Origin of the sequence: Erythrobacter sp. F6033, assembly GCF_023016005.1 — a bacterium.
Taxonomy (GTDB): domain Bacteria; phylum Pseudomonadota; class Alphaproteobacteria; order Sphingomonadales; family Sphingomonadaceae; genus Erythrobacter.
Window position 1 is genome coordinate 329,874 of record NZ_JALKAZ010000002.1, and the last position, 24,370, is coordinate 354,243.

Annotated in this window: 31 protein-coding genes; 15 read left to right on the forward strand and 16 right to left on the reverse strand. The window is 55.9% G+C overall.

Annotated features, from left to right (window positions below; all coding sequences use genetic code 11):
• Window positions 1-33: 33 nt before the first annotated feature.
• Window positions 34-1,854, forward strand: a complete 1,821-nt coding sequence (locus MWU39_RS13655) for a long-chain fatty acid--CoA ligase (protein ID WP_247161104.1) — start codon at window positions 34-36, stop codon at window positions 1,852-1,854.
• 8 nt (window positions 1,855-1,862) lie between these two features.
• On the opposite strand, the gene MWU39_RS13660 is transcribed toward MWU39_RS13655, so the two are convergent.
• The 3 genes from MWU39_RS13660 to MWU39_RS13675 form a co-directional block, all read right to left on the reverse strand.
• The gene (locus MWU39_RS13660; protein ID WP_247160742.1) at window positions 1,863-2,393 is read right to left on the reverse strand and encodes a hypothetical protein; all 531 of its coding nucleotides are present in this window, start codon (window positions 2,391-2,393) and stop codon (window positions 1,863-1,865) included.
• Window positions 2,394-2,463: 70 nt separating this feature from the next.
• Window positions 2,464-3,444 carry a sulfur carrier protein ThiS gene (gene thiS, locus MWU39_RS13665; protein ID WP_281501235.1) on the reverse strand — a complete coding sequence of 327 codons (981 nt, stop codon included), beginning with the start codon at window positions 3,442-3,444 and terminating at the stop codon, window positions 2,464-2,466.
• A gap of 61 nt (window positions 3,445-3,505) precedes the next feature.
• Window positions 3,506-3,886 carry a MerC domain-containing protein gene (locus MWU39_RS13675; protein ID WP_247161106.1) on the reverse strand — a complete coding sequence of 127 codons (381 nt, stop codon included), beginning with the start codon at window positions 3,884-3,886 and terminating at the stop codon, window positions 3,506-3,508.
• Window positions 3,887-4,017: 131 nt separating this feature from the next.
• Here MWU39_RS13675 and MWU39_RS13680 point away from each other — a divergent pair, with 131 nt between their 5' ends.
• The 5 genes from MWU39_RS13680 to rpsI all read left to right on the forward strand — a co-directional run bounded on the left by MWU39_RS13680 (window position 4,018) and on the right by rpsI (window position 7,412).
• Window positions 4,018-5,112: a COX15/CtaA family protein gene (locus tag MWU39_RS13680; protein ID WP_247160745.1), complete on the forward strand. Its 1,095-nt coding sequence runs from the start codon at window positions 4,018-4,020 to the stop codon at window positions 5,110-5,112.
• Window positions 5,109-5,444, forward strand: coding sequence for a divalent-cation tolerance protein CutA (gene cutA / locus MWU39_RS13685; RefSeq protein ID WP_247160746.1), 336 nt, complete (start codon window positions 5,109-5,111; stop codon window positions 5,442-5,444). The genes MWU39_RS13680 and cutA overlap by 4 nt, the downstream gene beginning before the upstream one ends.
• 42 nt (window positions 5,445-5,486) lie before the next feature.
• Complete coding sequence (locus MWU39_RS13690; protein ID WP_247160748.1) at window positions 5,487-6,206, forward strand: hypothetical protein; 720 nt, start codon at window positions 5,487-5,489, stop codon at window positions 6,204-6,206.
• Between the two features lie 208 nt (window positions 6,207-6,414).
• Window positions 6,415-6,894, forward strand: a complete 480-nt coding sequence (rplM, locus tag MWU39_RS13695; RefSeq protein ID WP_247160751.1) for a 50S ribosomal protein L13 — start codon at window positions 6,415-6,417, stop codon at window positions 6,892-6,894.
• The gene (rpsI, locus tag MWU39_RS13700) at window positions 6,894-7,412 is read left to right on the forward strand and encodes a 30S ribosomal protein S9 (RefSeq protein ID WP_247160752.1); all 519 of its coding nucleotides are present in this window, start codon (window positions 6,894-6,896) and stop codon (window positions 7,410-7,412) included. The genes rplM and rpsI overlap by 1 nt, the downstream gene beginning before the upstream one ends.
• A gap of 81 nt (window positions 7,413-7,493) precedes the next feature.
• On the opposite strand, the gene MWU39_RS13705 is transcribed toward rpsI, so the two are convergent.
• The 3 genes from MWU39_RS13705 to MWU39_RS13715 all read right to left on the reverse strand — a co-directional run bounded on the left by MWU39_RS13705 (window position 7,494) and on the right by MWU39_RS13715 (window position 8,919).
• Window positions 7,494-7,691, reverse strand: coding sequence for a hypothetical protein (locus MWU39_RS13705; RefSeq protein ID WP_247160754.1), 198 nt, complete (start codon window positions 7,689-7,691; stop codon window positions 7,494-7,496).
• Between the two features lie 120 nt (window positions 7,692-7,811).
• Entirely contained in the window at window positions 7,812-8,555 is a 744-nt protein-coding gene (locus MWU39_RS13710) for a metallophosphoesterase (protein ID WP_247160760.1), read from the reverse strand.
• Window positions 8,556-8,607: 52 nt separating this feature from the next.
• Window positions 8,608-8,919, reverse strand: a complete 312-nt coding sequence (locus tag MWU39_RS13715; RefSeq protein WP_247160762.1) for a hypothetical protein — start codon at window positions 8,917-8,919, stop codon at window positions 8,608-8,610.
• Window positions 8,920-9,106: 187 nt separating this feature from the next.
• On the opposite strand from MWU39_RS13715, the gene MWU39_RS13720 reads away from it, so the two are divergent.
• Window positions 9,107-9,415, forward strand: coding sequence for a UrcA family protein (locus MWU39_RS13720; protein ID WP_247160764.1), 309 nt, complete (start codon window positions 9,107-9,109; stop codon window positions 9,413-9,415).
• A 131-nt stretch (window positions 9,416-9,546) separates the two neighbouring features.
• On the opposite strand, the gene MWU39_RS13725 is transcribed toward MWU39_RS13720, so the two are convergent.
• From MWU39_RS13725 to fumC, 3 genes are all read right to left on the reverse strand, one after another.
• Complete coding sequence (locus tag MWU39_RS13725; protein ID WP_247160765.1) at window positions 9,547-10,302, reverse strand: LytTR family DNA-binding domain-containing protein; 756 nt, start codon at window positions 10,300-10,302, stop codon at window positions 9,547-9,549.
• On the reverse strand, window positions 10,295-11,479 hold the full coding sequence (locus MWU39_RS13730) for a histidine kinase (protein ID WP_247160766.1): 1,185 nt from the start codon (window positions 11,477-11,479) through the stop codon (window positions 10,295-10,297). Before MWU39_RS13730 ends, MWU39_RS13725 begins: the two co-directional genes overlap by 8 nt.
• A 198-nt stretch (window positions 11,480-11,677) precedes the next feature.
• On the reverse strand, window positions 11,678-13,111 hold the full coding sequence (gene fumC, locus MWU39_RS13735; protein WP_247160767.1) for a class II fumarate hydratase: 1,434 nt from the start codon (window positions 13,109-13,111) through the stop codon (window positions 11,678-11,680).
• A 190-nt stretch (window positions 13,112-13,301) separates the two neighbouring features.
• On the opposite strand from fumC, the gene MWU39_RS13740 reads away from it, so the two are divergent.
• The 5 genes from MWU39_RS13740 to MWU39_RS13760 all read left to right on the forward strand — a co-directional run bounded on the left by MWU39_RS13740 (window position 13,302) and on the right by MWU39_RS13760 (window position 18,539).
• Complete coding sequence (locus tag MWU39_RS13740) at window positions 13,302-13,904, forward strand: protein-L-isoaspartate O-methyltransferase (RefSeq protein WP_247160768.1); 603 nt, start codon at window positions 13,302-13,304, stop codon at window positions 13,902-13,904.
• On the forward strand, window positions 13,904-15,379 hold the full coding sequence (locus tag MWU39_RS13745; protein WP_247160770.1) for a TolC family outer membrane protein: 1,476 nt from the start codon (window positions 13,904-13,906) through the stop codon (window positions 15,377-15,379). Before MWU39_RS13740 ends, MWU39_RS13745 begins: the two co-directional genes overlap by 1 nt.
• A 51-nt stretch (window positions 15,380-15,430) precedes the next feature.
• The gene (locus tag MWU39_RS13750; RefSeq protein ID WP_247161108.1) at window positions 15,431-15,907 is read left to right on the forward strand and encodes a DUF2497 domain-containing protein; all 477 of its coding nucleotides are present in this window, start codon (window positions 15,431-15,433) and stop codon (window positions 15,905-15,907) included.
• Window positions 15,908-15,975: 68 nt separating this feature from the next.
• On the forward strand, window positions 15,976-18,129 hold the full coding sequence (locus MWU39_RS13755; RefSeq protein ID WP_247160772.1) for a S9 family peptidase: 2,154 nt from the start codon (window positions 15,976-15,978) through the stop codon (window positions 18,127-18,129).
• A complete protein-coding gene (locus tag MWU39_RS13760) occupies window positions 18,126-18,539 on the forward strand; it encodes a (2Fe-2S) ferredoxin domain-containing protein (protein WP_247160773.1) in 414 nt (137 codons plus the stop codon). Before MWU39_RS13755 ends, MWU39_RS13760 begins: the two co-directional genes overlap by 4 nt.
• A gap of 9 nt (window positions 18,540-18,548) precedes the next feature.
• Here MWU39_RS13760 and MWU39_RS13765 read toward each other — a convergent pair whose 3' ends face one another.
• A complete protein-coding gene (locus MWU39_RS13765; protein ID WP_247160774.1) occupies window positions 18,549-18,866 on the reverse strand; it encodes a hypothetical protein in 318 nt (105 codons plus the stop codon).
• Between the two features lie 135 nt (window positions 18,867-19,001).
• Here MWU39_RS13765 and MWU39_RS13770 point away from each other — a divergent pair, with 135 nt between their 5' ends.
• The 3 genes from MWU39_RS13770 to xth are packed head-to-tail and all read left to right on the forward strand — an operon-like array spanning window position 19,002 to window position 20,651.
• Window positions 19,002-19,433 carry a CBS domain-containing protein gene (locus MWU39_RS13770; protein ID WP_247160775.1) on the forward strand — a complete coding sequence of 144 codons (432 nt, stop codon included), beginning with the start codon at window positions 19,002-19,004 and terminating at the stop codon, window positions 19,431-19,433.
• Between the two features lie 37 nt (window positions 19,434-19,470).
• A complete protein-coding gene (locus MWU39_RS13775; protein WP_247160777.1) occupies window positions 19,471-19,800 on the forward strand; it encodes an iron-sulfur cluster assembly accessory protein in 330 nt (109 codons plus the stop codon).
• Window positions 19,801-19,838: 38 nt separating this feature from the next.
• Window positions 19,839-20,651 (forward strand): exodeoxyribonuclease III, encoded by an 813-nt coding sequence (xth, locus tag MWU39_RS13780; protein ID WP_247160779.1) that lies wholly within the window; start codon window positions 19,839-19,841, stop codon window positions 20,649-20,651.
• A 78-nt stretch (window positions 20,652-20,729) separates the two neighbouring features.
• Here the strand turns inward: xth and MWU39_RS13785 are convergent, their stop codons facing one another.
• From MWU39_RS13785 to dnaQ, 6 genes are all read right to left on the reverse strand, one after another.
• Window positions 20,730-21,401 (reverse strand): cell wall hydrolase, encoded by a 672-nt coding sequence (locus MWU39_RS13785; RefSeq protein ID WP_247160780.1) that lies wholly within the window; start codon window positions 21,399-21,401, stop codon window positions 20,730-20,732.
• Between the two features lie 199 nt (window positions 21,402-21,600).
• Entirely contained in the window at window positions 21,601-21,942 is a 342-nt protein-coding gene (locus MWU39_RS13790) for a DUF1491 family protein (protein ID WP_247160781.1), read from the reverse strand.
• Window positions 21,939-22,415: a PaaI family thioesterase gene (locus MWU39_RS13795; RefSeq protein ID WP_247160782.1), complete on the reverse strand. Its 477-nt coding sequence runs from the start codon at window positions 22,413-22,415 to the stop codon at window positions 21,939-21,941. Before MWU39_RS13795 ends, MWU39_RS13790 begins: the two co-directional genes overlap by 4 nt.
• Complete coding sequence (locus MWU39_RS13800; RefSeq protein ID WP_247160783.1) at window positions 22,405-22,866, reverse strand: PTS sugar transporter subunit IIA; 462 nt, start codon at window positions 22,864-22,866, stop codon at window positions 22,405-22,407. Before MWU39_RS13800 ends, MWU39_RS13795 begins: the two co-directional genes overlap by 11 nt.
• A 156-nt stretch (window positions 22,867-23,022) precedes the next feature.
• Window positions 23,023-23,586, reverse strand: coding sequence for a ribosome-associated translation inhibitor RaiA (raiA, locus tag MWU39_RS13805; RefSeq protein ID WP_247160787.1), 564 nt, complete (start codon window positions 23,584-23,586; stop codon window positions 23,023-23,025).
• A 55-nt stretch (window positions 23,587-23,641) separates the two neighbouring features.
• Complete coding sequence (gene dnaQ, locus MWU39_RS13810) at window positions 23,642-24,349, reverse strand: DNA polymerase III subunit epsilon (RefSeq protein ID WP_247160789.1); 708 nt, start codon at window positions 24,347-24,349, stop codon at window positions 23,642-23,644.
• Window positions 24,350-24,370 lie beyond the last annotated feature (21 nt).

Genomic DNA, 24,370 nt, shown 5'->3' on the forward strand with positions numbered 1-24,370 from the left:
AACGCTCCAGAAACACATATCAGCGATCGACCCGTGGTCGATCCCAATGACGCGCAGTGGCTGCAGGATATTGATGCTGCCAGCAATCTGGTCGAGTTGTTTCTTAAGCGTGCCGATGAAAAAGGCGATGCACCGTTTCTAGGGCGCAAGTCGGACGGTAAATGGGTCACGCAAAGCTGGGCCGAGACCGCAGACCAGATTTGCTTGCTGGCAGAAAGCCTGCGCAAACTGGGTTTGAACGAAGGCGACCGCGTCGCGATTGTCTCTGAAAACCGCCCTGAATGGTGTGTCGCCGATATCGCGATCATGGCGGCGGGCTGCATTTCGGTGCCGACCTACATCACGAATACGGAGCGCGATCACGCGCATATCCTCGACAATTCCGGCGCGCGCGCTGTGATTGTTTCGACCGAGAAATTGCTTGGCCCACTGGTTGGCGCAATCGGGCAGACCGGGATCATTGATCATGTGATTGGCATCGAAGATTTGCACCGCAAACAATCTGGCAGTTTCGATTATCACAATTGGAGCGATCTGATCACTGGCGATGCGACGGCGGCTCGCAAAGCCGTTGACGTTCGGGCGGGCAGCATTGCGCGCGAAGACACCGCTTGTCTGATCTACACCAGCGGCACAGGTGGCGCTCCGCGCGGCGTGATGCAGCACCACGGATCAATACTGTGTAATATCGCAGGCGCGGCAGAGATCCTGATCACCGATTTCGGCATTCAGGACGAACGCTTCTTGTCATTCCTCCCGCTCAGCCACGCTTACGAACACACCGGCGGACAATATCTGCCGATCTCTGTCGGCGCGGAAATTTTCTATTCAGAAGGCCTCGAAAAACTCGCCAGCAATATCGAGGAAACCCGCCCGACGATCATGGTTGTCGTCCCGCGTTTGTTCGAAGTGCTACGCACGCGGATCATGAAGCAGGTCGAAAAACAGGGCAAAGTCGCCAATTTCATGATGGATAGCGCGCTGAAAATCAGCGAGAATTCCAAAGACGGCAAGAAACGGCTACGCGACAAGCCGCTCGATTTCCTTGTCGAAAAAACGCTGCGTCCGAAAATCCGCCTGAAATTTGGTGGCCGGATCAAAGCTATGGTCTCCGGCGGTGCGCCGCTGAACCCCGAAGTCGGCAATTTCTTCGAAGCGATGGGTCTCACCATGCTGCAGGGTTACGGCCAAACCGAAGCCGGGCCTGTCATGAGCTGCAACCGACCAAAAACCGGTCTCAAAATGGATACGGTCGGCCCGCCTATGCGCAGCGTTGAGATCAAGATTGCTGAAGATGGCGAAATTTTGTGCCGCGGCGAATTGGTGATGCACGGATACTGGCAAAACGACGCCGAAACGGCGCGCACGATTGTCGATGGCTGGCTGCACACGGGCGATATCGGTCACCTCGATGAGGCTGGCCGGATTGTAATCACCGACCGCAAGAAGGACATGATTGTCAACGACAAGGGCGACAATGTCGCGCCGCAGAAAATCGAAGGCATGCTGACCCTGCAACCAGAAATCGCACAGGCGATGGTGAGCGGTGACAAGCGGCCTTACGTTGTCGGCCTGATCGTCCCGGATGCGGAATGGGCGCTCGAATGGGCGCGTGCCAATGACGAGAAGTATGATCTGAAGGCGCTGCAGGACCTGCCCGCATTCAAACAAGCGGTGCGCAAAGCCGTCGACCGGACCAATGTCGATTTGTCGGTAGTCGAAAAAGTGCGCAAGTTTGAGTTTTCAGACGAGGCCTTCTCGATCGACAACGAAGAGATGACGCCGAGCATGAAGATCCGCCGCCACAAGATCAGGGACCGCTATCAAGAGCGGATCAATGGAATGTACCGTTAGAACGGCTGTCAGGCTGCTTCTGCTTCCTCGATAAATTCGGGATAGAAGCTTGGCTCCGCATCTGACCATGCAGGCGCTGTCGCTGCGGCTTCGCTTAAGCTTTGAAGCAGCACTTTGCGATGCTGCGGGCGGATCATAGGCAATGCCGCCGCAGCGCAGAATGCCGCTGGCAGATAAGGCCGCGCAGACGCACCCAGAAGACGTTCGTAGAGGAAGCGGAAGGCCGAGAAACTCTCGAGTTGCTCCTGGCCCAGATCGAATGTCGTCATCCGGGTCAATTTACCGATGAAGCGCTCAATTTCACCAATCGAGCCATCTTGCGGGACCATTGATCTAAGCGCTTTGAGGTCCTGATAGGCGACATACTGGCGCCGGATGGCCGCGTTGTCGCTTTCTGTGGTGCCCCACAGCTTGAAAGCATCACTGCGCGCAAGACCGATGTCGAGGCTCCGCTTGATGTAGCGCTGCTCTGATGGGTCGAAGCCCGCGAACTCACGCATTTCGCCAATCGATAGGTTTGCAGTGCTGGTAAGTGTCACGGTCGTCTCCCTGTTCGAGAGACGTTTTCAGGCAACGTGGTTAATTTACGGTAACCGTGTTCGGCTTTTTCTAGATCAGCCCAGCCAGCGGCGAGCTTGGATCGGCATATCTGCGGCGACCCATTCGGCCAGAAAGATAGGCTTCCCGCCCTCCTTCAACCGCAAGCTTCATAGCGCGGGCCATACGGATCGGATCTTTCGCCTCCGCAATCGCTGTGTTCATCAGGATGCCGTCACACCCCAGCTCCATGCCAACCGCCGCGTCAGACGCGGTGCCCACGCCCGCATCAACAAGAACCGGCACATTGGCGCCTTCGACGATCAAGCGGATCGTCACTTGGTTCTGAATACCCAGACCCGATCCAATCGGCGCGCCAAGCGGCATCACCGCAACGGCGCCGGCATCCTCGAGCTGTTTTGCAGCGATGGGATCATCAACGCAGTAGACCATCGGAAGGAAGCCTTCTTTGGCGAGCGTCTCGGTCGCTTTCAGCGTTTCGCGCATATCGGGGTAGAGCGTGCGTGCCTCGCCGAGGACTTCGAGTTTGACCAAATCCCATCCACCAGCCTCACGCGCCAGGCGCAGTGTGCGAATTGCATCATCGGCGGTGAAACAGCCGGCTGTGTTGGGCAGATACGTGATCTTTTTCGGATCAATGAAATCCGTAAGCATCGGAGCCTTGGGATCGCTCACATTCACTCGCCGAACGGCTACCGTCACGATTTCTGCACCGCTGGCTTCCACAGCAGCGGCATTCTGTTCGAAATCCTGGTATTTGCCAGTGCCGACAATCAACCGCGACGTGAATGTCCTTCCGGCAACGGTCCAAGTGTCTGTCTTGTCCCCGCCTCCGACAAAATGAACGATCTCCAGCGTGTCGCCATCATTAAGGGTGACGGTTTCAAGCGTCGAGCGGGCTACAATTTCGCCGTTGCGCTCAACCGCTACCTTTTCTGGCGTTAGTTCAAGCTCGCGAACGAGGTCAGCAATTGTCGATGCCGCGCTTTTGCGCACATCGCCATTGAGGGTGATTGATTTCATTTCACTCATGGCGGATTGAAATAGACCGCAGCGCGCGAAGCGCAACCGCCAGTTTGCCACCTTGCTGGATTCAATCGCGCTTTAAGAAGGGCCGCATATTGAGCAAGTGGCCGATAGTGACCAGCGATACGCCGATAATTGTCAGCACAGCCTCACCCATACCATGTGGCATCGCAAGCGCGCCGCCCATAAATGTAAGGCCCATCATCGCGGTTACGAATGGTGCTGCACGGCGATGTTTGAGTGCGCCCCAACCGATCGCGACCGCTGCAACGATCAATGCGAGGGCCAGTCCGATCCGGTGAATTTCTGGCGAAAGCAGGAAGTGCCCACCAACTCCCAGGGCAGACACCAACACAACCGTCGCAACGCAATGCAATGCGCATAGCCCTGCGAGCATAATGCCTGTCCGGTCAAACCGGCGGCGAATCGAGGATGATGTGTCAGTCATGCTGTGGAATTGCACATATGTAACATTATCACATTTCGCAAGCTGCAATTGCGATTATTGCGCTGCACACACCATCATTTGCGGCAAATAGGCTTGCGTAGTTGCCTCGACGGGCACATTGACGCGGCACTATGGCAAGTGCTTCTCAGACTGCAGCAAATATAGGCGCAGAGGCTGGACTCTTCGCGCGCCCGCTCGCGATTGCCCGATGGCTGGAGGTGGTTGCTGCATTCGTCGTGATCATTGTGCTCGTTGGCGGTATCACTCGCCTGACAGAGAGCGGCCTCTCCATAACGGAATGGGATGTCGCGACAGGGATACTCCCGCCACTGACAGAAGCCTCATGGCAGGAAGAGTTCGCCAAATATCAGGCGACCCCGGAATATCGGTTAGAAGCAAGCATTGGCGGAATGACGCTTGCCGAATTTAAATTCATTTTCTTTTGGGAATGGTTCCACCGTCTGCTCGCCCGGTTGGTTGGCGTGGTCTACGCTTTGCCGCTGGTTTGGTTCTGGGTGAAAGGTGCGATCCCCGCTGGATACAAAGGGCGTCTGATCGGCCTGCTCGCATTGGGCGGGCTTCAGGGGCTATTCGGTTGGCTTATGGTTCAGTCGGGCCTTGTCGGCGATATGACCGACGTCAGCCATTTCCGGCTCTCGCTCCACTTGCTGACCGCGCTTCTATTGCTCGCCTGTCTGGTGTGGACCGCACGCGATATGCGGCGAATAGCGCGCGATCCGCACGCGCGCCCCGCGCCGATAACGGGTGCATCCACGGTGATTGCTGCCGTTCTGTTTGTTCAATTGCTGCTCGGCGCCTGGGTTGCCGGTTTGAATGCGGGCCATGCGGCCTATGACTGGCCTTTGATGAATGGTCGTTGGATCCCGGAGATCAGTTTCTCATCCGGCTTTTGGTGGACACTTACCCATGATCCGTTCTTGCTCCACTTTTTGCATCGCTGGTGGGCGTGGATCGCTGTTGCGGCATTGATCTGGCAAGGTCGACGAACGCGGAGGTCCGATCGGTCGGCATCAATTGTTCTGAATGCCGTGTTCGGCATCATGATTGTCTTGGGAATAGCGACAGTTCTGAGCGAGGTTTCGCTTTGGATCGCTGCTGCGCACCAACTGGTTGGTGCACTTCTTGTCGCAGCGACAGCTTGGGCCATGCATGCAGATGGCGCAGCGCATCAGGCGGCAAGCGGTTCACAGAAAGCCGTCACTTGAACGAAGTTGGCGCTGTCTTGGTTTGGTGCCCATTTCCCAATCGGGCCAAAGCGCGTGAAGTATCAAACGCGCTTCTCGACCAAAAACTGATCGCTTGCGCCAATATCGTCGGTGATATTGAAGTTATCTACGAATGGAATGACAGTCGCTGCAACGAGAATGAAGTAGGCGTTCTGTTCAAGACTACGGATGCCATATGCGATGAAATGATTCAGAAGTTGGGTGATTATCACCCCTATGATACACCCGCGATTATTGGCTGGCGTTGTGACAATTCGCACCCGTCTACTCGGGCATGGCTGATTGAACAGACTTTGTCTGAAGAGGGCTAGCTGTTTCACGCAAGAGCAAACGATAGGGGAAGATTGGGCGCAATGGACGGAATTTCACGCCGAGATTTCGGGGTCGGATTGGCGACTACCGGCATCACTCTTCTCACCGCCAATTCGGCATTTGCGGCGACCGGAATTTCAATCCCAGCCACACCGATGCTTCTATCACGAAAGGTGACGAGAGGCCTTGGCGATGGCAACAGCCTATCCGTCTATCGCGAGTGGATGATTGAATTTGCGATCCAGGGACGGGGGTTTTCTGTGTCTGGCACGCAGACCCACGCCAAAGTCGATGCTCCAGAGAATTTGGCCGCGATCGCGCAAATCGAAGAAAGCCGATCAACTGACAAGATGTGGCCCATCTTGCTTTCGTCAGATGGCCAGATTTTGGGAGCTGGCGACTTTATCCGGGAAGAGGATCTCGCTGCAGCAGTACAGGCGGCGGAGCATGCGATTTCGCAGAATGATCAGCCAGCTGCTCTGCAGATCCAGCAAAAGCGTTATCTAGCTCAGATGCATCAAGCTGGCTCTTCCTTAACCGATCAACTGCCCCCTGATCTCTTCTTTCCTGCAGGAGACAAGCAAGACCTGGTTCGCACAGTGAACTTGCCCGAGGGCGGCGTGGGCGAATTCAGCGTATCCTACAAAGCCAAGACGGCGACGGATGGGCCTTGGCTGTCAGAAGCGATGCGAAAGATCACAACGCGGATCGGCAAAGACACCAGAGAATCCAGCGAAGAATGGCATTTGAACGCCATTTAGACACCGGATTTGCCTCACGGTATTATTTTACCTCCTCTGAAACCCGCAGTTTTGCTTGACTTGCAGCCTCTCTGCGCACAAATGCGCCGCACTTGTCTTGCGCGAGTTTTTGATTCCGCACGATTCGCTGTTGCCAGTCACTGACTGGCCAGCATCACAACCACAAACCTGCAGAGTTTAAAGCTCTCAGCTTTAAGGACATTCAGCCATGAAGGCCCTCAGTAAACAGACCCAGTCGGCGAAGCCGGCAGAGGTCGAAAAAAAATGGCACATCATTGATGCGGACGGCCTCGTAGTCGGTCGCCTCGCAGCCATCATTGCCAATCACCTGCGCGGTAAGCACAAGCCAAGCTATACTCCGCATGTCGATTGCGGCGATCACATCATCGTGATCAACGCCGACAAGGTGAAATTCACCAGCAACAAAGCTGAGAAGAAAATCTATTACAAGCACACCGGCCACCCGGGCGGTATCAAGGAAACAACCCCTGCGAAGATTCTCGAAGGTCGTTTTCCTGAGCGCGTGCTTAAGAAAGCCGTTGAGCGCATGATCCCGCGCGGCCCGCTCGGCCGTGATCAGATGCGCGCTCTGCACCTCTACAATGGCACCGAGCACCCACATGACGGGCAAAACCCTCAAGTGCTCGACGTGGCTTCCATGAACCGCAAGAACAAGGTCTCCGGATAATGGCTGACGAAAACAACACCGTCTCCGACCTGTCGGATCTCAAAGACATCGCTGGCGACGCACCCGCTGCGGATGCTGCTGAAATTGCTCAAAATCCTGCGGCGCCGCTGCGCGAGCAAGAGCTGGACGCACAAGGCCGCGCCTATGCGACCGGTCGTCGTAAAGACGCCAAAGCACGTGTCTGGATTAAACCAGGCACCGGTAAAGTCACCGTCAATGGCCGCGATCAGGAAGTGTATTTTGCACGTCCGACACTGCGTCTGATCATTGATCAGCCTTTCACGATCACCGATCGTCAGGGCCAGTATGACGTTGTTGCAACTGTCCGCGGCGGCGGCCTTTCAGGCCAAGCTGGCGCGGTTAAGCACGGCATCAGCCAGGCACTTGCCAAGTTTGAGCCTGAGCTGCGCGCTACCGTGAAGTCGGCCGGGTTCCTTACTCGCGATAGCCGTGTTGTTGAGCGTAAGAAGTATGGCCGTGCGAAAGCGCGTCGTAGCTTCCAGTTCTCGAAGCGTTAATCCGCCTCGCAGCACATACCTTACAAAGAAAAGGGCGGCATCCTTCGGGATGTCGCCCTTTTCTTTTGGCATCATGATCCGCTATTTTTGCAGCAGCATCAGCGCCCATGCGAGGCCGCTGCCTGCCAGAAAAATCGGCCATGACCAGAACACTCTCAAGTCACCAAGCGCCATCGAATGCACATCAAGCGGGCCACCACTTGCCCCTTGCGAGCCAATTACACCCGCTATGGAACCGGTCAGGATTGCCCCCAGAACAAACGCTTTCAACATATCCATCGGCTCTGCCTCCAACAGATTGAACCAAACTGGCAGCGGTTATGATCAACACCGGGTTAACGCCGCACCGACAAAAACGGTTAAAGCAAAACCGCATATGTTTACCCGCGCGGGGACTCGTTAGTGCGTGACTTCGCACAATTCGGACGTGATTTTTCCGCCTGGCCCGCAAGAGATCCGGCGAAAGGATGGTGGAGCTCCGTGCCGAAGACGGGTCGACAAAGTCCCCGTTCCGATCAAGCGCATGCTCTGACCGCCAACGGTTCGAACCTCATCGAAAGGCACATGCACATGTCCCGATATCACGGCATGTGCACCCGCAGCGGCTATCGCCTCGAATGCTTGATCCCCGCGGATGGTCGGGTTCGCGGATGAGCCCTTTGGCCCCAACAGAGGATGGTGCGCGGTTACGATCTTGGTGCGCGGGTCCCCCACCAGGTCCTTCAATCGGCCTAAGGTATCGTCCAGCGCGGCGCCCATGACGACACCGTCTGACCATGGAAAGCGAGCCTGAGCCCGCACAGTCGTCTTCAGCGGAACGAGCACAACATCGTCCGACGTCAGTTCGGAACCGACTTCTTCTTTGAGGGTGCGATACCGCTTGTAGGGATCAGTGAACCGCTCCCACAGATTGTAATACGGCATGTCGTGATTGCCTGGATCGAGCACTACCGGCACATCAAGGGATGCGAACCACTTTGCTGCATCGGCGTATTGGGCATGCGTGGCGCGCTGTGTCAGATCACCCGTGCACACCACCGCATCGGGCGCCTCATCCGCAACGATGCGCTCAACCATAGCCAGCGCACTGCGGTCCTCGACTCCGAAATGGACATCGCTAATATGAATAAGCCGAGTAGTCATGCCTTAACCCAATGGGCAATATTCGCGCCGAAGCAATCTCTATTCACCAGCACTACGCCCTCCCCGACAGGATCAGCCAGGCCGCTCCAGCATTCAGCGCACTATATGCAAGGTATCCCCACATCAGCTCGGGCCAGCCATTTGCCACCAACAACATCGCTATGAGCAGCACCAAAAATTCTGCAACCAGCGTCAGCTTCCCGCCCATAAAATGGATAAATGCCGGCATTTGATCGAGCATAGGGTGTTCGCTGTCGAGCACAGCTTTATGCAATGCGAAGTTCCCAACCCCGAGCACGAATATGATAGCGACAGCGATCCACATAGTTACAATCTGACGTAATCCTCTGTCGGCTTGATACAACCGTTGGTCGGGCGAATTACAGCATCGGTCAAGCAGGTACCCCGCCAATCGAACGACATAGGGGCTTTGGTCGACCTCAGGATGATTGCCAATCCCGTACAGCGTATTTCTTCAATCAACAGGACGGATGGTTCCCCGCTTCGAACCCCCGCTCGAACGCCAGCCATCCTGTTGGAGGAGAATACCCATGAAGACTTTCGCAATCGCGACTGCCGCCATTGGCTTGGCAGTAACAGCAGTTCCCGCATTTGCTGGACCTACCGATGTTCCGGTCGAAAAGGTTAGCACCGCAGGCCTGGATCTGGACACTCCAGCTGGCCAGAAAATGCTCGACCAGCGGATCGATCGCGCTGCCCGTTCGGTGTGCCGCGTCAACGAAGTGCGCACCGGCTCACGATTGAAAAGTGTCGAAGCCCGCGCCTGTGTTTCCAAAGCTCGCGCCAGCGCCAAACGTCAGATTACCAGCATTATCGAAAACGAACGCCTGGGCGGATAAGCTATACCCGAACCTCCTACTCCGATCGCTCCCCGTATTGCGATCGTGTAGGACACAGCGGCTCGAACCCTAACAGTCCCGGGGTTCGGGCCGCTTCTTTTTTGTCGACGCTTTAAGAAAAGTGGCGCGAATTAGCGTCCAGCCATGGATTTGACCTTGGACAGATAAGTCCGGCCGATCCTCAATGCCTCGCCATTCTGCAACTCTGCCGACCAAACGCCCAACCCATCGTGCCGCAATCCGCGAATGTTATCGCGGCGCAAGATCGTTGAGCGGTGAATTCGGATAAACTCGTCCGGGTCCAGCCGCGCTTCGAGACCTGCGATTGTCTGAAGCAAGAGGTAAGACCGCGGTGCTTCAGCGGTTCCTACGTGAAGGCGGACATAGTCTCTTTCGGCGTCGATTTGGTGCACTTCGCTCACGGCGATACGGAGCAGTTCAGATCGGTGCGGAACCCACAGTTCATCAAGCCACTGGCTGCCAGATTCCTTACGCTCGCCCTTGCGTGCAACCGCGCGTTCGATCGCTCGCTCCAGCCTGTCGGCGGAGACGGGTTTCAACACGTAGTCAATCGCCTCAAGATCGAACGCTTCAACGGCAAAATGATCATGCGCTGTTACAAAGATCACGGCGGGCGGATCATCCGATTCTGCCAGCTTACGCGCGACCCCTAAGCCATCCAGTTCCGGCATGGTCATATCAAGCAACGCAAGTTCCGGTTGCAGCTTTTCAGCCAGTCGCAAAGCGGCCGCTCCATCGCTCGCCGTGCCCACAACATTGATCGCGGGCAGTTCCGCACAAATCACCTGAATGCGCTCAACCGCGAGAGGTTCATCATCGACAATCAGGGTGCGCAGCGCGGTGTTTTTAGACATGCTTTCAGCCATGGCGGGTCAATGGAATCCGTATCTCTGTTGTGTAGCCGCCCGGAACGGGGGCAGAAGTGAAGCCGATGTCCGGGCCAAAGCGAGCTTCGAGCCGATCGCGCACATTCGCGAGTCCAATTCCGAAACCATGAGGAGATCCCTCAGGAACCCCAGGGCCATCGTCACTCACGCTAATGACCAGTCTGTCAAATTCCTCGCGCGCGGCAACACGGATTGTTATGTTCCGCGTCACATTTGAGACTGCGTACTTTACCGAGTTTTCAACCAGTGGCTGCAAGATCATGCCCGGCACGCGCGCTTCTTTCAGATCTTCCGGAAGGTCAAACTCGCATGTCAAACGATCCGGGAAGCGAACGGCTTCGATATCAAGATAGAGCTGCTGCAGGTCAAATTCGTCTTCAAGCGCGACATCACTGGTCGGCTCATCCGCAAGCGAGTGACGATAAAACCGGCTGATGCTCTGGATCATGCGCTCTGCACGTTCTGCCTTGCCCGTCATAACGAGCGCTGACAGCGAGTTCAGTGTGTTGAACAGGAAGTGCGGATTGACCTGATATCTCAGAGATCGAATCTCTGCCGCTTTGGCGGCTGAACGGAATTTCTGTTCGCGCCGCTCTGCCTCGCGAGCCTGAGCAATCGCAAGAAAGGCGATGTACAGCGCAGCCCAAGTCAGCAGAATATAATATCGGCTGAGCGAGGCATCGATCAATGGGTACCATTTTTGGCCCGTATCTTCGGCATCCTGCAGGATAAAAGTGATCACTGGCGGATTGTCAGGATCGAAATCGTCTACGTTCTTCAGCTGCCATTCCTGAGGAGCATCAATTTCAGCGAGCAGATTGCCCGATTCATCGCGGCGCAGCTTAAACCCGCGTTCTTCGGCGTATTTCTGCTCCAGCCGCTCGTTTAGCGACGTAAACAGCACTTGATTGACTTGCGCGATGGCAATGGCGCCGGGGAAAGCCACCACAAGAGCAACTGCGAAAAGCACCCAACGCTTTTGCTGTTCGAAAAGGCGGAGGATGAACCACAGCACCACGGTGATAAACACAGCGAACGTACAAACAATGCTACGCCGCCAAAGCAGTTCAGGCTGAATATCCAGCCCAAGCATGGCGCCGCGGGCCGAGATCAGAAGGAAATAGACGATCCAAAGGCCGACGATAGACGCAAGCACTGTCGGAAAGGGCACACTGATGTTTGTCTTCCGCGAAGACGCATAAGGGGGGTGTTTGCTATTCATATATCTCAACTGAGATAGCGATCAGCACCCTAAAGCGCCACCAACCGGCTGACGGATAGTCGGACAGGGTTGGACATTTGTCGATTGAAACACCCTTCCCCGACTGCAGTTTTGCCGAAAATCACATTCGAATCATCCGCGCGGCTTGATCATTTCTGATGGGATAACCCATTCGGCAAACTGCTCTTCGGTCAGCAAGCCCAATTCAAGTGCAGCCTCTTTCAAGGTCGTACCATCCGCATGCGCTTTCTTGGCGATTTTTGCGGCATTGTCATAACCGATATGCGGGTTGAGCGCTGTCACCAGCATCAGGCTCTCATTCATCAACTTGTCGATCCGGTCTGTGTTTGCCTCGATTCCGACCACACAATTATCGGTGAAGCTGCGCGCCGCGTCGCTGAGCAAGCGGATCGATTGCAGCACGGCATTGATCATCACAGGCTTGAACACATTGAGTTCGAGATGGCCGTGCGATCCGGCCACGCTAACGGTCGTGTTGTTGCCCATGACCTGCGCGCAAACCATGGTAAGTGCTTCACACTGCGTCGGATTGACCTTGCCCGGCATGATCGAAGAGCCCGGCTCATTCGCAGGCAGAGCAATCTCACCGAGACCGCTACGCGGACCAGAGCCCAACAAACGGATGTCATTGGCGATCTTCATGCAGCTGACGGCGACAGAATTGAGCGCGCCGGACAATTCGACGAGCGCATCATGCGCCGCAAGCGATTCAAACTTGTTGGGGGCCGTAACAAAGCTGTGGCCTGTCGCTTCGGCGACTTGTGCAGCGAATTTTTCGGCAAAACCGACTGTAGAATTGATGCCTGTACCGACAGCGGTCCCGCCCTGCGCCAACTCCAGCACCCGAGGCAAAGCGTTCTCGAGACGAGCAATCCCGTATTCGACTTGCTTGGCGTAACCGGAGAATTCCTGACCCAACGTCAAAGGAGTTGCATCCTGCAAGTGTGTCCGACCGATTTTGACGATATCGGCATAGGCGGTCGCCTTTGCGTCCAGAGCGCTCTGCAAATGGTCAAGCGCAGGGATGAGTTGCTCAATCGTTTCACTCGCGGCTGCAATATGCATGGCGGTAGGGAATGTATCGTTTGAGCTCTGCCCCATATTGCAGTGATCATTTGGGTGGACTGGTTCTTTCCCACCCAACTCACCGGTCAAAAGCTCGTTTGCGCGGCTGGCAATCACTTCATTGGCATTCATATTCGACTGCGTGCCTGAGCCAGTCTGCCACACCGAAAGTGGGAATTGGCTGGCAAGCGTACCATCGATAACTTCATGCGCAGCTTTGATGATCGCATCACCAATTTTCGCATCAAGCACGCCCAAATCCATATTGGCGCGCGCAGCGGATTGTTTCTGGATACCAAGCGCTTTCACCAAGGGCGCAGGCATCGTCTCAGTACCGATCGCAAAGTTGGCAAGACTGCGCTGTGTCTGTGCGCCCCAATGCGCATCCACGGGTACAGCAACTTCGCCCAGCGAGTCGGTTTCAATCCGAACTTTGCCCGTGGCTCCAAAGATCTTGCCGTCGTTATGAATGTCACTCATCGAAGTGTTCCCTGTTTCGGTCGATTGCGTGCCCCCATAAGCATCGCGGACGCTAGAGGTCAAAGAGATAAGACCTGTCTGAAAAGTGGAGCTGAAATACAGTGCCAAACCACTTGGCCAATCAGCCAGCGAACGGTAGTAAGGGTTGACGTGCTGTATTGTGTGACTAATACAGTCAATCGGAGTTAATATGACGACCATGACAGCCCCTTCCGAATCCGCCACTGCCCGCCGTGCAATGATCGATAGCCAGCTGCGCACCAGCGGCGTGAACGAAGAGTTCGCGCTGGCCCGTATGTTGGCTGTGCCTCGCGAGGATTTTCTTCCCGAAGACAAAGCGGCGCAGGCCTATACCGATCGCTCCATCGCTATCGGCGAAGATGCTTATCTTGGATCGCCTTTGTTTTACGGAAAGCTTCTGCTCGAAGCCGATCCGGACAAGAACGACAATGTGCTGATCGTAGAAGGCGGCACCGGATATCTGGCAGAGCTGCTGCGCCCGCTGGTCGGATCAATCGATACAATGTCTGTGGCTGATGCTGCGGCAGGTAAAGATGCCAAAGGCGGCTCGTATTCGCTCGTCGTGATCGACGGCGCTATTGAGCAGTTGCCCGATGCCATCGCCTCCTGCGTCGCCGAAAACGGCCGGATCGTTTCCGGTTTGCTTTTACGCCAGGTCACTCGCCTCGCCGCGGGCCGCAAAGTCGCAGGCCACCTTTCGCTTCAACCTGTTGAAGATATCGGCATCCCCGTGCTGCACGCCTTCGATAAACCCAAGAGCTGGACTTTCTAATGAATGCACATGTCGGCCTGAAACGCGCATTGTTCGCCGCCGCCGGTCTCGGCGCGATTGCGATTGGCGCACCGGCACAGGCCGACACTCTGCGCGAAGCTCTGGTGAAGGCATACAATACAAACCCCACGCTAGAAGCCGCCCGTTCTGATCAGCGCGCCACCGATGAAGGTGTGCCAATTGCCCGTGCGCCGGGCCTGCCAAGCGCCAACGTCACAGCAACGCACATCGAGTTTGTCCGGCGCTCCGCAAACAGCTTCACGGCGCCAGAGCGCAATCTCGGCATTAATGGCCAGCTCGTGGTTCCGATCTATTCCGGCGGAGCGGTGAAGAACAATCTGCGCGCCGCCAAAGAACTGGTCGCAGCCGGGCAGGCATCACTTCGAAACACCGAAAGCGCCATTTTTAGCCAAGTGGTCGCCGCATATATGGATGTGCTTCGTACAGAAGCGCTGACCGCATTGACTGCCAATCAGGTTGAGGTTTTGAGGATCAATCTCGAAGCCACCAATGACCGGTTTGAGATTGGCGATCTGACCCGCACCGATGTCGCCCAATCGCAATCCCGATTTGCTCAGGCCCAAGGCGACTTTCAGCAAGCACAGGCGAATCTCATCGCCGCGCGCGAGTTGTACATTCAACTGGTTGGCACGGCGCCCGGTGAACTCGACGCACCGCCGCCTCTTCCCGGCCTGCCCGAAACGGTAGGACAGGCAATCGTCACAGCCCTGGAACAGAATCCCAACCTGATCGCAGCGAAAGAACGCGCAGAAGCGGCTGGTTTCAGCACCAAAGCCGCAGGGGCCGGTAGATATCCGACGGTCGGTGTCTTTTCTAACGTCGATTACAGCGACTTTTACGGCACATTGGGTGGGCCGATATCGTCCGACTTCCTTCAAAGTGAAACGACGGCGAATGTTGGTGTGCGTCTCACAGTGCCGCTGTTTCAAGGCGGGCTGCCCGCTGCCCGTCAACGTCAGGCTGGCGCGCGTGAAAGCGCCGCTTTGAACGAAGTCATTGCATTCGAACGCGACGTTATTGCGCAAACCCGCGCAACCTACGCCAATTGGCAATCGGCCGGCGCAGTCATCAAAAGCTCGCAAACGGCCGTTGAGGCAGCTGAATTGAGCCTCGAAGGCGTGCGCGCGGAGAACTCCATCGGCAATCGCTCAATTCTCGATGTTCTGAATGCCGAACAGGAATTGCTATCCGCACGGGCGCAATTGGTAACTGCACGTCGCAACGCTTATGTCGCAGGCTTCAATCTGCTAGCCCTTATGGGAAAGGCCGAGGCGCGCGACCTCAATCTCGAAACCGGCGGCCCGCTATACGATCCTATGGTTAATTATGAGCGTGTTCGCGGACGCCAATGGGATTGGGATCGCGATCCAAAAGCAGAAGCGCAGTCGACCAGAACCGTTGACATTCCGCCCGCTGACGCGATGATTGGCCCACGTCTGGAACCCGGCGAGTAAAGCCCGCGTTCTGATTCGGAATGGTTAACAGTGACAGGTCTGGGACAAGCAGTGGCGCAAAACGAAGCATCGGTCGAAGAGATCCTCGAATCGATCAAGAAGGTTATCGCGCGCGATAACCGCGAAAGCACTTTGCAAACTCGCAAGCGCCGCGAAGAAGACGCGGATCGCGTCGAAACCGACGCGCTCGATGTCGAGGACGCTGAAGATGTCTTGGACCTTTCCGAGATGGAGCTTGAGGCCGAGGAAGCATCACAGGATGATGCGGCATCAGAGCCTGACATTGCCGAACCGTTGGTGACGGAAGAAGTGCGGGGCGCGATGCAGGAGAATCTTGCAGCACTGGCCATGCTTTCTGAACCAAGCGCACGCCCGCAAATTGTTCGCTCGGGCGAGACCTCGCTTGAGGATTTGACGCGTGAATTGATGCGTCCAATGCTTGCAGAATGGCTTGATAAGAACCTTCCAAGCATGGTCGAAAAGATGGTTCAGGCCGAAATCGCGCGGATCGCTGGCAAGAAAAGCTGAAGCCTTAGGGCCCACACACTTCCGGTTTCACTAGCGCGCGGCGGATAAGCCCGTTACTCCACACACCCATGCGATGGACACAAATCTTCAGTGCTGCAGCCGCAGCAGCTGCATTTACCTCGGCGCCGCTAGCCGCCGACGATCACACCGTTTCAGGCCTAAAGGTGCCGGCAATGTCGGCCCAGGATCTGGTTACGATGCCCCGCCTTGGCGGAGCAACCGTGGCACAGGATCGCTATGCGGTGTTTTCCGTCACCGAAACCGATCCTGACACATATGACAGATCACGAAAGCATTATGTGATCGACCTTCAGAACGCAGATGCGACACCGGTCGCGTTTGACCTTGGGATTGATGCATATTCACTGGCATTCGGCCCCGATGATTTCCTGTATTTCCTCAGCACGGATCACACCGATCAAGAACAGGAACCACGATCACGGCTGTGGCGCGCCGCGCTTGAGGCCAATGGAAATGTCACAGGCCCAATGCTCGTGGCGGAATTTCCAGACACGGATATTGCCGGGTTCAAGATCGCTCCGACGGGCAAGCGAATTGCTCTTTGGGCAGAGTTGTCACGCGACTGTACACGCTTCGCCTGCAGAGACAGTGCAGCCAAGCATTTGCCCGGGCCGGGTAACGGTCGTCTCTATCAAGGTGACGAAGGCTTTTTCCGCCACTGGGATCGCTGGGCAACACCCGGGATTTACAACCGCGTATTCCTCTTCGGATTGGAAGAGGGCAAAGTCGTGGGCGATGGCACACCTGTCGACGGTGCGGACTCCTCCACTGGGATTACTGGCAACACGCCAACCATGCCGTTCGGAGGTGGTGAAGATATCGCTTGGGCGCCCGACGGATCAGGCGTGTATTTCGTCGCGAGAGAAGCGAACGCAGACGAACCTATCTCGACCGATCACGATATCTATTTCTCAGACTTCTCCGGGTCCGCACCGCAAGTTTTGACCGATGCCAATAAGGCTGTCGACATTGCGCCCGCCCCTTCGCCAAACGGCAAGCATCTTGCCTATCTCGCTATGGCGCGGGCCGGATATGAAGCGGACCGGCTGGTCGTGCAGTTGCGCGATCTTGAAACCGGCGAAACACGCGCGCTCACACAGGATGTTGATCTGTCATTCGGCGGTCTGTCATGGAGCGCAGACGGGTCTTACCTTCTCGCAAGCGCAGCCGACGTGCTAGATACACCTGTTTTCAAGATTGATCCGAAGACTGGCAAAACCAGCAGGCTCGATCTGATGGCGGGCAATGAGGCGCATATTGGCAATGTGGTGCCGCTTTCCGGCGATCGGCTTTTGTTCACGCGCGATTCCATTGGCGTTCCAAACGAGCTGTTCCTGTCGGACGGTATGGGCCAAGCCCGCCCGCTCACCGATATTGTCACAAGCCGAATGGGCACAATGGCATCGACTGTTACATCGCGTTTCAGCTTTGCCGGAGCTGAAGGTGACACTGTTTGGGGTCAAATCACACGACTTGAGAATCAAACAGGGCCTATTCCGGCAATTCTATATATCCATGGCGGCCCTCAAGGCAGCTTCCGCGACGGATGGTCCAGCCGCTGGAACCCGCGCGTTGTTGCGAGCCAAGGCTATGCCGTGATCTCTGTCGATTTCCACGGAAGCGCTGGATACGGCCAGGAATTTATGGATTCCATCAACCGCGATTGGGGCGGTAAGCCTTTGGAAGACCTGCAAAAAGGCCTCGCCGCCGCGCTTGAACTCGACGATCAGATTGATGGCTCGCGCGCCTGCGCAATGGGTGCGAGCTATGGCGGTTACATGGTCAACTGGATCGCGGGCAAATGGCCAGATCGCTTTAATTGCCTTGTTCAGCATGACGGATTGTTCGACATGCGCAGCTTCTACTATTCGACCGAGGAATTGTGGTTCCCTCGTTGGGACTTCGGCGGCTCTTATGCCGAAGCGCGCGAAGAGTATGAGCGCTGGAATCCCGTCAATCATGTCGATCAATGGAAGACACCGATGCTTGTAGTGGCTGGCGAGCAGGATTTCCGCGTGCCTTACACCCAAGGCCTGCAAAGCTTCACAGCTTTGCAAGAGCGCAAAATTCCTTCGCAATTATTGGTGTTCCCAGATGAAAACCATTGGGTTCTGGGCGCGGAAAACTCATTGCAGTGGCATGAAACGGTGTTCGATTGGCTCGATCAATGGCTTACGAAAGAAGATACGGCAGCAGAATGAGCGACACCGGTAAACTGGCAGCGCAGGTCGCGCTCGCCAAGAAATACGGGACCGAGGAAAAAGGCGACGGAATTGAGCGTCATATCTTCCTTTGCGCGCTGTCCGACAAAGAGAAATGCTGCTCGCGCGCTGACGGGGAAATTGCTTGGCAGTTCCTCAAAGACCGTTTGAAAGAGCGGGGTCTAGTGGGGCCTAAAAGGACTGAACAGCACCAGAGAGGGGCTGGCGGAGGTATTCAGCGTACCAAAGCGGACTGTCTGCAAATCTGCGGCAACGGACCGATCGCGGTCGTTTGGCCAGAAGGCGTCTGGTACCATTCCTGCCATCCGGAAGTTCTTGAGCGGATCATCGAAGAACACCTGATCGGCGGGGTGCCGGTTGAGGAATTCAGATTGACCCCTCCCGCTTGATCTGGCGCCTTATTTGTCGTCCGTCTTATCGCCGAACAACTCATCTGCATTCGGCAATCGATTATCGACGGCTTCATCGTGGCCGGTCCCATTCGATAGGAACAAAAGCCCCATCAATCCGCCAGTCAAAAGCATCGTGAAGGCTATGCCGAGAGCCACAGCAATGTAAAAATGCACGGAAATCGCGCCATTGAAAGCGTACAAAACGCCCAGCGCGACCGCGACTACCGCAATCGTTACGACCAGCAGCAATCGCATGACTTGGCGATATCTGGCCCAAGCATGGGCGGCTGTTTCCGGATCATCGAGCGGTGATTTTCTGGCCATAGCTTTCCCATGAATGCGCACAGCCGGGTTTGCAATGGCCTTGCTTGCAAGTGCTCTTGCACCGGGCCGGACACAGCTTGATTCGCTTTTCGCTCGCAAAAGTGGCATTTTCTATTCGTAAGAAAGGAGAGCCCTATGACAATTGCAAAGATCATCGCAGGTCGCTCGGCTGCGGATGTCGTGTCTTGCGATGTGACCACGCCTGTATCAGAGGTCGTCGCGATCCTCGCTGGAAAGCGGATTGGCGCCTTGCCAGTGATGCGTGCGGGAAGCGTTGCCGGAATCATTTCAGAGCGCGACATCATTTACAGGCTGGCAGACCAAGGTGCGAGTTGCCTGAATATGCCGGTTGAGGCGATCATGACCTCCCCTGCTGTAACCATCGAATCTGGAACACAAATCGACGACGCAATGGCATTGATGACAAAGCGGCGCTTTCGCCATTTCCCTGTCGTCGAAAACGGTGCGCTCGTCGCCTTTATCTCGATCGGTGATCTGGTGAAGGACAAGATTGACGCGGTGGAGCAAGAAGCAGAGGCAATCCGGAACTATATCCAGACGGCTTAAGCTTGTGGTTCACTCCCCCTGCACCTAGATCATATCCATGGCTGAAACACTTACCCTCACCCCTGCCGCAGCGAAACGCATAGCTTGGATCGCCGATAAGCAGACCAAACCCGCTATCTTGCGACTTTCGGTCGAAGGTGGGGGCTGTTCGGGTTTTCAGTACAAGTTTGATCTCGCCGACAGTCCCGAAAGTGACGATTCGATTAGCGAAACCGACGGGGTTAAACTGGTTGTCGATCCGATGAGCCTCGACCTTGTCGGCGGAAGCGTCGTTGATTTTGTCGAATCGCTCGGCGGGGCAGCCTTTAAGGTTGAAAATCCCAAGGCAGCGGCCGGTTGCGGCTGCGGATCAAGTTTCGGGATTTAGGTTTTACCAAAGGGCGCATTTCGGGCAGTAGTGCTGCCATGAAGATTGCCACCTACAATATCAACGGTATCAAAGCGCGCCTGCCGCGATTGAAGGAATGGCTTGCCGAAACACGGCCTGCTGTTGCTTGCCTGCAAGAAGTTAAAAGCCAGGACGAAGGCTTTCCCGCGTCCGAATTCGAAGAGCTTGGCTACCACGCGATCTGGCACGGCCAGAAGAGCTTTAACGGCGTGGCTATCTTGACCGATAGCAAGGCAGGCTATGAGCCTCCGAAAGAGATCCAGCGCGGATTGGGCATCGACGGCCCGAAAGAGGGCGAGGGCGAGCAATCGCGCTATCTCGAAGCGGATGTGACGGACAAAGATGGCCGTACCATCCGCATTGTCTGCATCTATCTGCCCAATGGAAACCCGCATCCGGGGCCAAAGTTCGACTACAAGCTGGCCTGGATGGAAAAATTGCGCGCGCGCATGGGCGAAATTTGGGCTGAAGAAGTTCCAGCGGCAGTGTTGGGCGACTACAACGTGATCCCGCAGGACGATGATACCTATTCAGTAAGAGCAATGGCGTCCGATGCTTTGATGCAGCCGGAAAGCCGCGCCGCCTATTCGACATTGCTCGCTGATGGTTGGACCGACGCGGTCCGCACAATGAATCCGCGCGGCGGAGTGTGGACGTATTGGGACTATCAAGCCGGTGCATGGCAGCGCGATCACGGCTTTAGAATCGATCACATCCTGCTGACCCCAGAATTGGCGGATCGGCTGCACTCTGTGGGTGTTGACCGTGATCACCGTGGCCGTGAAAAGGCCAGCGATCACGCCCCAACTTGGGCTGTACTTCGGGGCTAACTTCCAGAATTCCCCCCGCACAAACAAAAACCCCCGCCGGTGAGGGCGGGGGTCTGTGTTCTTCACCGGATCAAATGATCAACGATAGAAAATGTGTGTATCGATCTGCGCAGTGCGCGTCTTACGGCGGCTCCACGAAGGACGGACGTAATTTGCGTGGAAGTAGACTGCTTCGCCCGCTTCGGATTCCCACATTTCTTCATGCGCGATCCGGGCGATTGATTTTGCGCGGTCCCAAGCGGCAGAGCCGGTCTTGATGCGCGGCATGCGGCCGTTTTTCACGAAGGAAAACTGCGCGCGTTGATACACAACGCCGCAATAGCTGGCCGGGAAACGGCGATCGTCAGCACGATTGATGACCACTTGCGCCACAGCAAGCTGCCCAGCGAGTGGCTCGCCGCGCGATTCGAAATAGACAGCACCTGCGAGGCAACGCATTTGCTCACTCATATCATCGCTCTGATCGACTTTGCTCACCAATTCGCGAAGCGAAGCGGCGTTGTAAGTGATTTCGGCGTTTGGTTCGTCTGCGGTTTCTTCCGCGACAGGCTGCACCACTTCTTCCGATACGAAAACGGTCGCCTGGGGTACAATTTCCACCAACTCTTCAGCGGTGGTTGCGGTTTGATCCGCCGCGGGGAGAGCCGCTGCGTCTTGTGCGAAAGCTCCTGCGCCATCAGCGCTTGAAAAGCTCAAACCGGCAGTGGCTGCAATAGCGACTGCGCTTAAAGAGTAAGTCTTACGACTCATCAAATCTACTTTTTATGCGGTGAGCGAGCTCCGACGCAGGTGAGAACCTGTTGCGTTATTTGCGCAAATTTTATGATGGTTCTTCTTGCCTGCCGGCTGCCCCCCGTCTGCGTGCTGATCCCACGGCCTTATTGCCGCATTGCCAGCCTCCGCATGTGGAAGCAGGGGTCCAAATAGTCTCAGATGAAACTAAGTCAAGTTAACCGGGCAGAAGTGCGATGAACCGTTCCGGGTCCGCGATATCCACCTCTAAAATCCAAATATCGGGGTCTTGTTCGCGCCTGCGGCTGAGATAGTCAGAAAATTCATAATGATTTTCAGTATCTTGTTCTTTTGTGCGCACGAAAGAGCGTGTTCCGTCCATCTGCGGCATTCTTTCCCATAGCTGGGCGCTGCCGCCGCGATACATGGTTACCAAGAGGATCGTACCCCCGTCGCGCTCGCCTTTGGATAGCACCATCGCCGAGCCATTATTGGATTCGGCAAGGCGAATCAGGCTGGAAATTTCGACATGCGCAGGAAAGCGAACAGGTTCGGTCATCCGTCCGAAGAATATCCGGGAAGACTGGAAAGGGCGATGCGCGACCGCATGAATGTGCCTGTGCCGCGGCCGATTTCGTCACCTTCCGCATCGATCAAGCGCGATTCTGCAACAAAAACGCGCCGCTTGCCGCTTACCCAGCGACCTTCGGCGATAACTTCGCCCACGCGAACAGGCTTTGTGAAATGGAGGTTGAAACTCGTTGTCAGCAAGAACCGGTCCGTTGCCAGGGTATTCGCCGCGTAAAACGCCGCGTCATCGAGCATCTTGAAATAGATGGTTCCGTGCGCCGCGCCGGCGGCATGAAACACATCTTCATCAATCGTGAAGGTCAACCGCGACCGGCCTTCACCCGGCAATTCTATCTTTGAGGCGAATTTCTGGTTGATCGGCGCAGAAGAATACAGCCGCTCCAAAGCCCGGTAGTGCGAATCCGCACCCGGCATTGCGTCACTGGCCTCTTCAGGCGGCATCGCGCAGGAACTGGTTCGTCAGCAAGGCAAAGATTGCCTCCGCATCAGATGCGTCGTTCAAGGACTGGAGTCTGTTTTCATCACGCATGAAGCGGGAAATCGCTGCCAGCGCATGAAGATGGGTGGCGCCCGCGTTCTCTGGTGAAACCAGGCCAAAGAACAAGGATACAGGCATCGCATCGGCCGCGTTGAAATCGACCGGTTGCTCCAATTTGAGCAAAACCAGAGTCGGGCGGCGTACCGACGCATTGCGGCAATGCGGAATCGCTGCTCCACGGCCAAAGCCGGTGCTGCCAAGCGCTTCGCGCTGCTCGAGGCCATCCAGCACTTCGGCAGCGTCCAAGCCGTAAATCTCGGCAAATTGCTCTGAAATCTTGGTTAGAACTTGCTGCTTGTTCTCCAGACGGTCGATCAAGACCGCCTCGGGCAGCATGGTGATATTTACGTCCATTACGAAACTAAAATCCTGAATAACTTTACCCAACAAGGGTAGGGTCCACGCATGACATCAAGTGACCGCGGGCGGGGGTGCGGTCTCCTCTCCTGTGATGCACAGCTTACGCAGTCCTACATATGGTGCCGTTTTATCAACGGTACAAATGTGGCTCTATCGTGGCTCAACCCAGCCGATCGAGCCGTCAGCGCGGCGATAAACCATATTATGCCGGTCAGTTCCAGCATTTTTGAAAAACAGCGCGGGTGTATCGCGCAGATCCAGCATCATCACTGCATCAGCAACGCTGTAGGTCGGGATGTCTACGCTGGTTTCCGCAATAATGGGCGGAGCGTCAGCCACAATTTCTTCTTCCGGCTCTTCGGCGGCGAAAATTGTGTAGGCAGCCTCTTCCTCAGCACGAACCTGGCTGGCGCGCTCATGCCGATCGGTCAGACGGCGTTTATACCGGCGCAGCTGCGTTTCAATCTTGGTGGCGGCATTGTCGAGCGCTTGATGCGCGTCATGCGCGCTGCCTTGCGCCTTTAGAATCGTTCCGTGGTTTACGTGGGTAACAATATCGCAGCTAAACGCCCCGGCGGGGGCTTTGCCAAACGTGACATGAGAGGAAAGCGCCCCGTCGAAATATTTGTCGACGATCCCGCTCAATCGATCCGATGCATGCTCTTGCAAAGCTGCGCCCGTTTCCACCTGGTGGCCCGATACCCGAATATCCATCGTCGCCCCGTCTCCTTTATCGTTACAATTCTCTCTTGGCTGACCGATAATTCGATCAGTGAGCCCAGATCGCGTCCTTGATCCCGGCTATAAATTCTTTGTGTCGCGCCAATTCCTGAGGGGAAGCCGCATGCACGCGCGGCTCGCGTCGCGGTTTGTCTGGCCTCTTTGACAAAGCAGGTGTCACGAACCCTGCCGTATCAGACGAAGCACCCGAAGGCGCTGCATCAGCCGCCAGCTCAAGTCCGATCTGCCGGCCGCCATTCAGTTCGACATAAACCTGAGCGAGCAGCTCGGCATCAAGCAGTGCGCCATGTTTGACACGGTGGCTGCGATCAATCCCATAGCGCGTGCACAATGCATCGAGTGACAATTTCGCCCCCGGATGCCGTTTGCGGGCAATCGCGACGGTATCAATCATCCGGTCCATGGAAATCGGCTCTTTGCCAATTTTTTCGAGTTCCGAATTGAGAAAGCCAAAGTCGAAACCTGCATTGTGCGCAACCAGCGACGCATCGCCCAGAAATTCAAGCAATTCATCCGCTGTTTCGGCGAATTTGGGTTTTGTCTCAAGAAACGAGATTGAAAGACCGTGCACCGCTTCAGCAGCAGAGGGCATATCACGTTCTGGATTGTAGTAGGCGTGGTAGGTGTTTCCGGTTTCTACCCGGTCGATCATTTCCAGACACCCGATTTCGACCATCCGGTCCCCTGTTTTGGGGTCTAGGCCGGTGGTCTCGGTGTCGAAAATAATCTCACGCATTGGAGATGTTATTCACCCAAG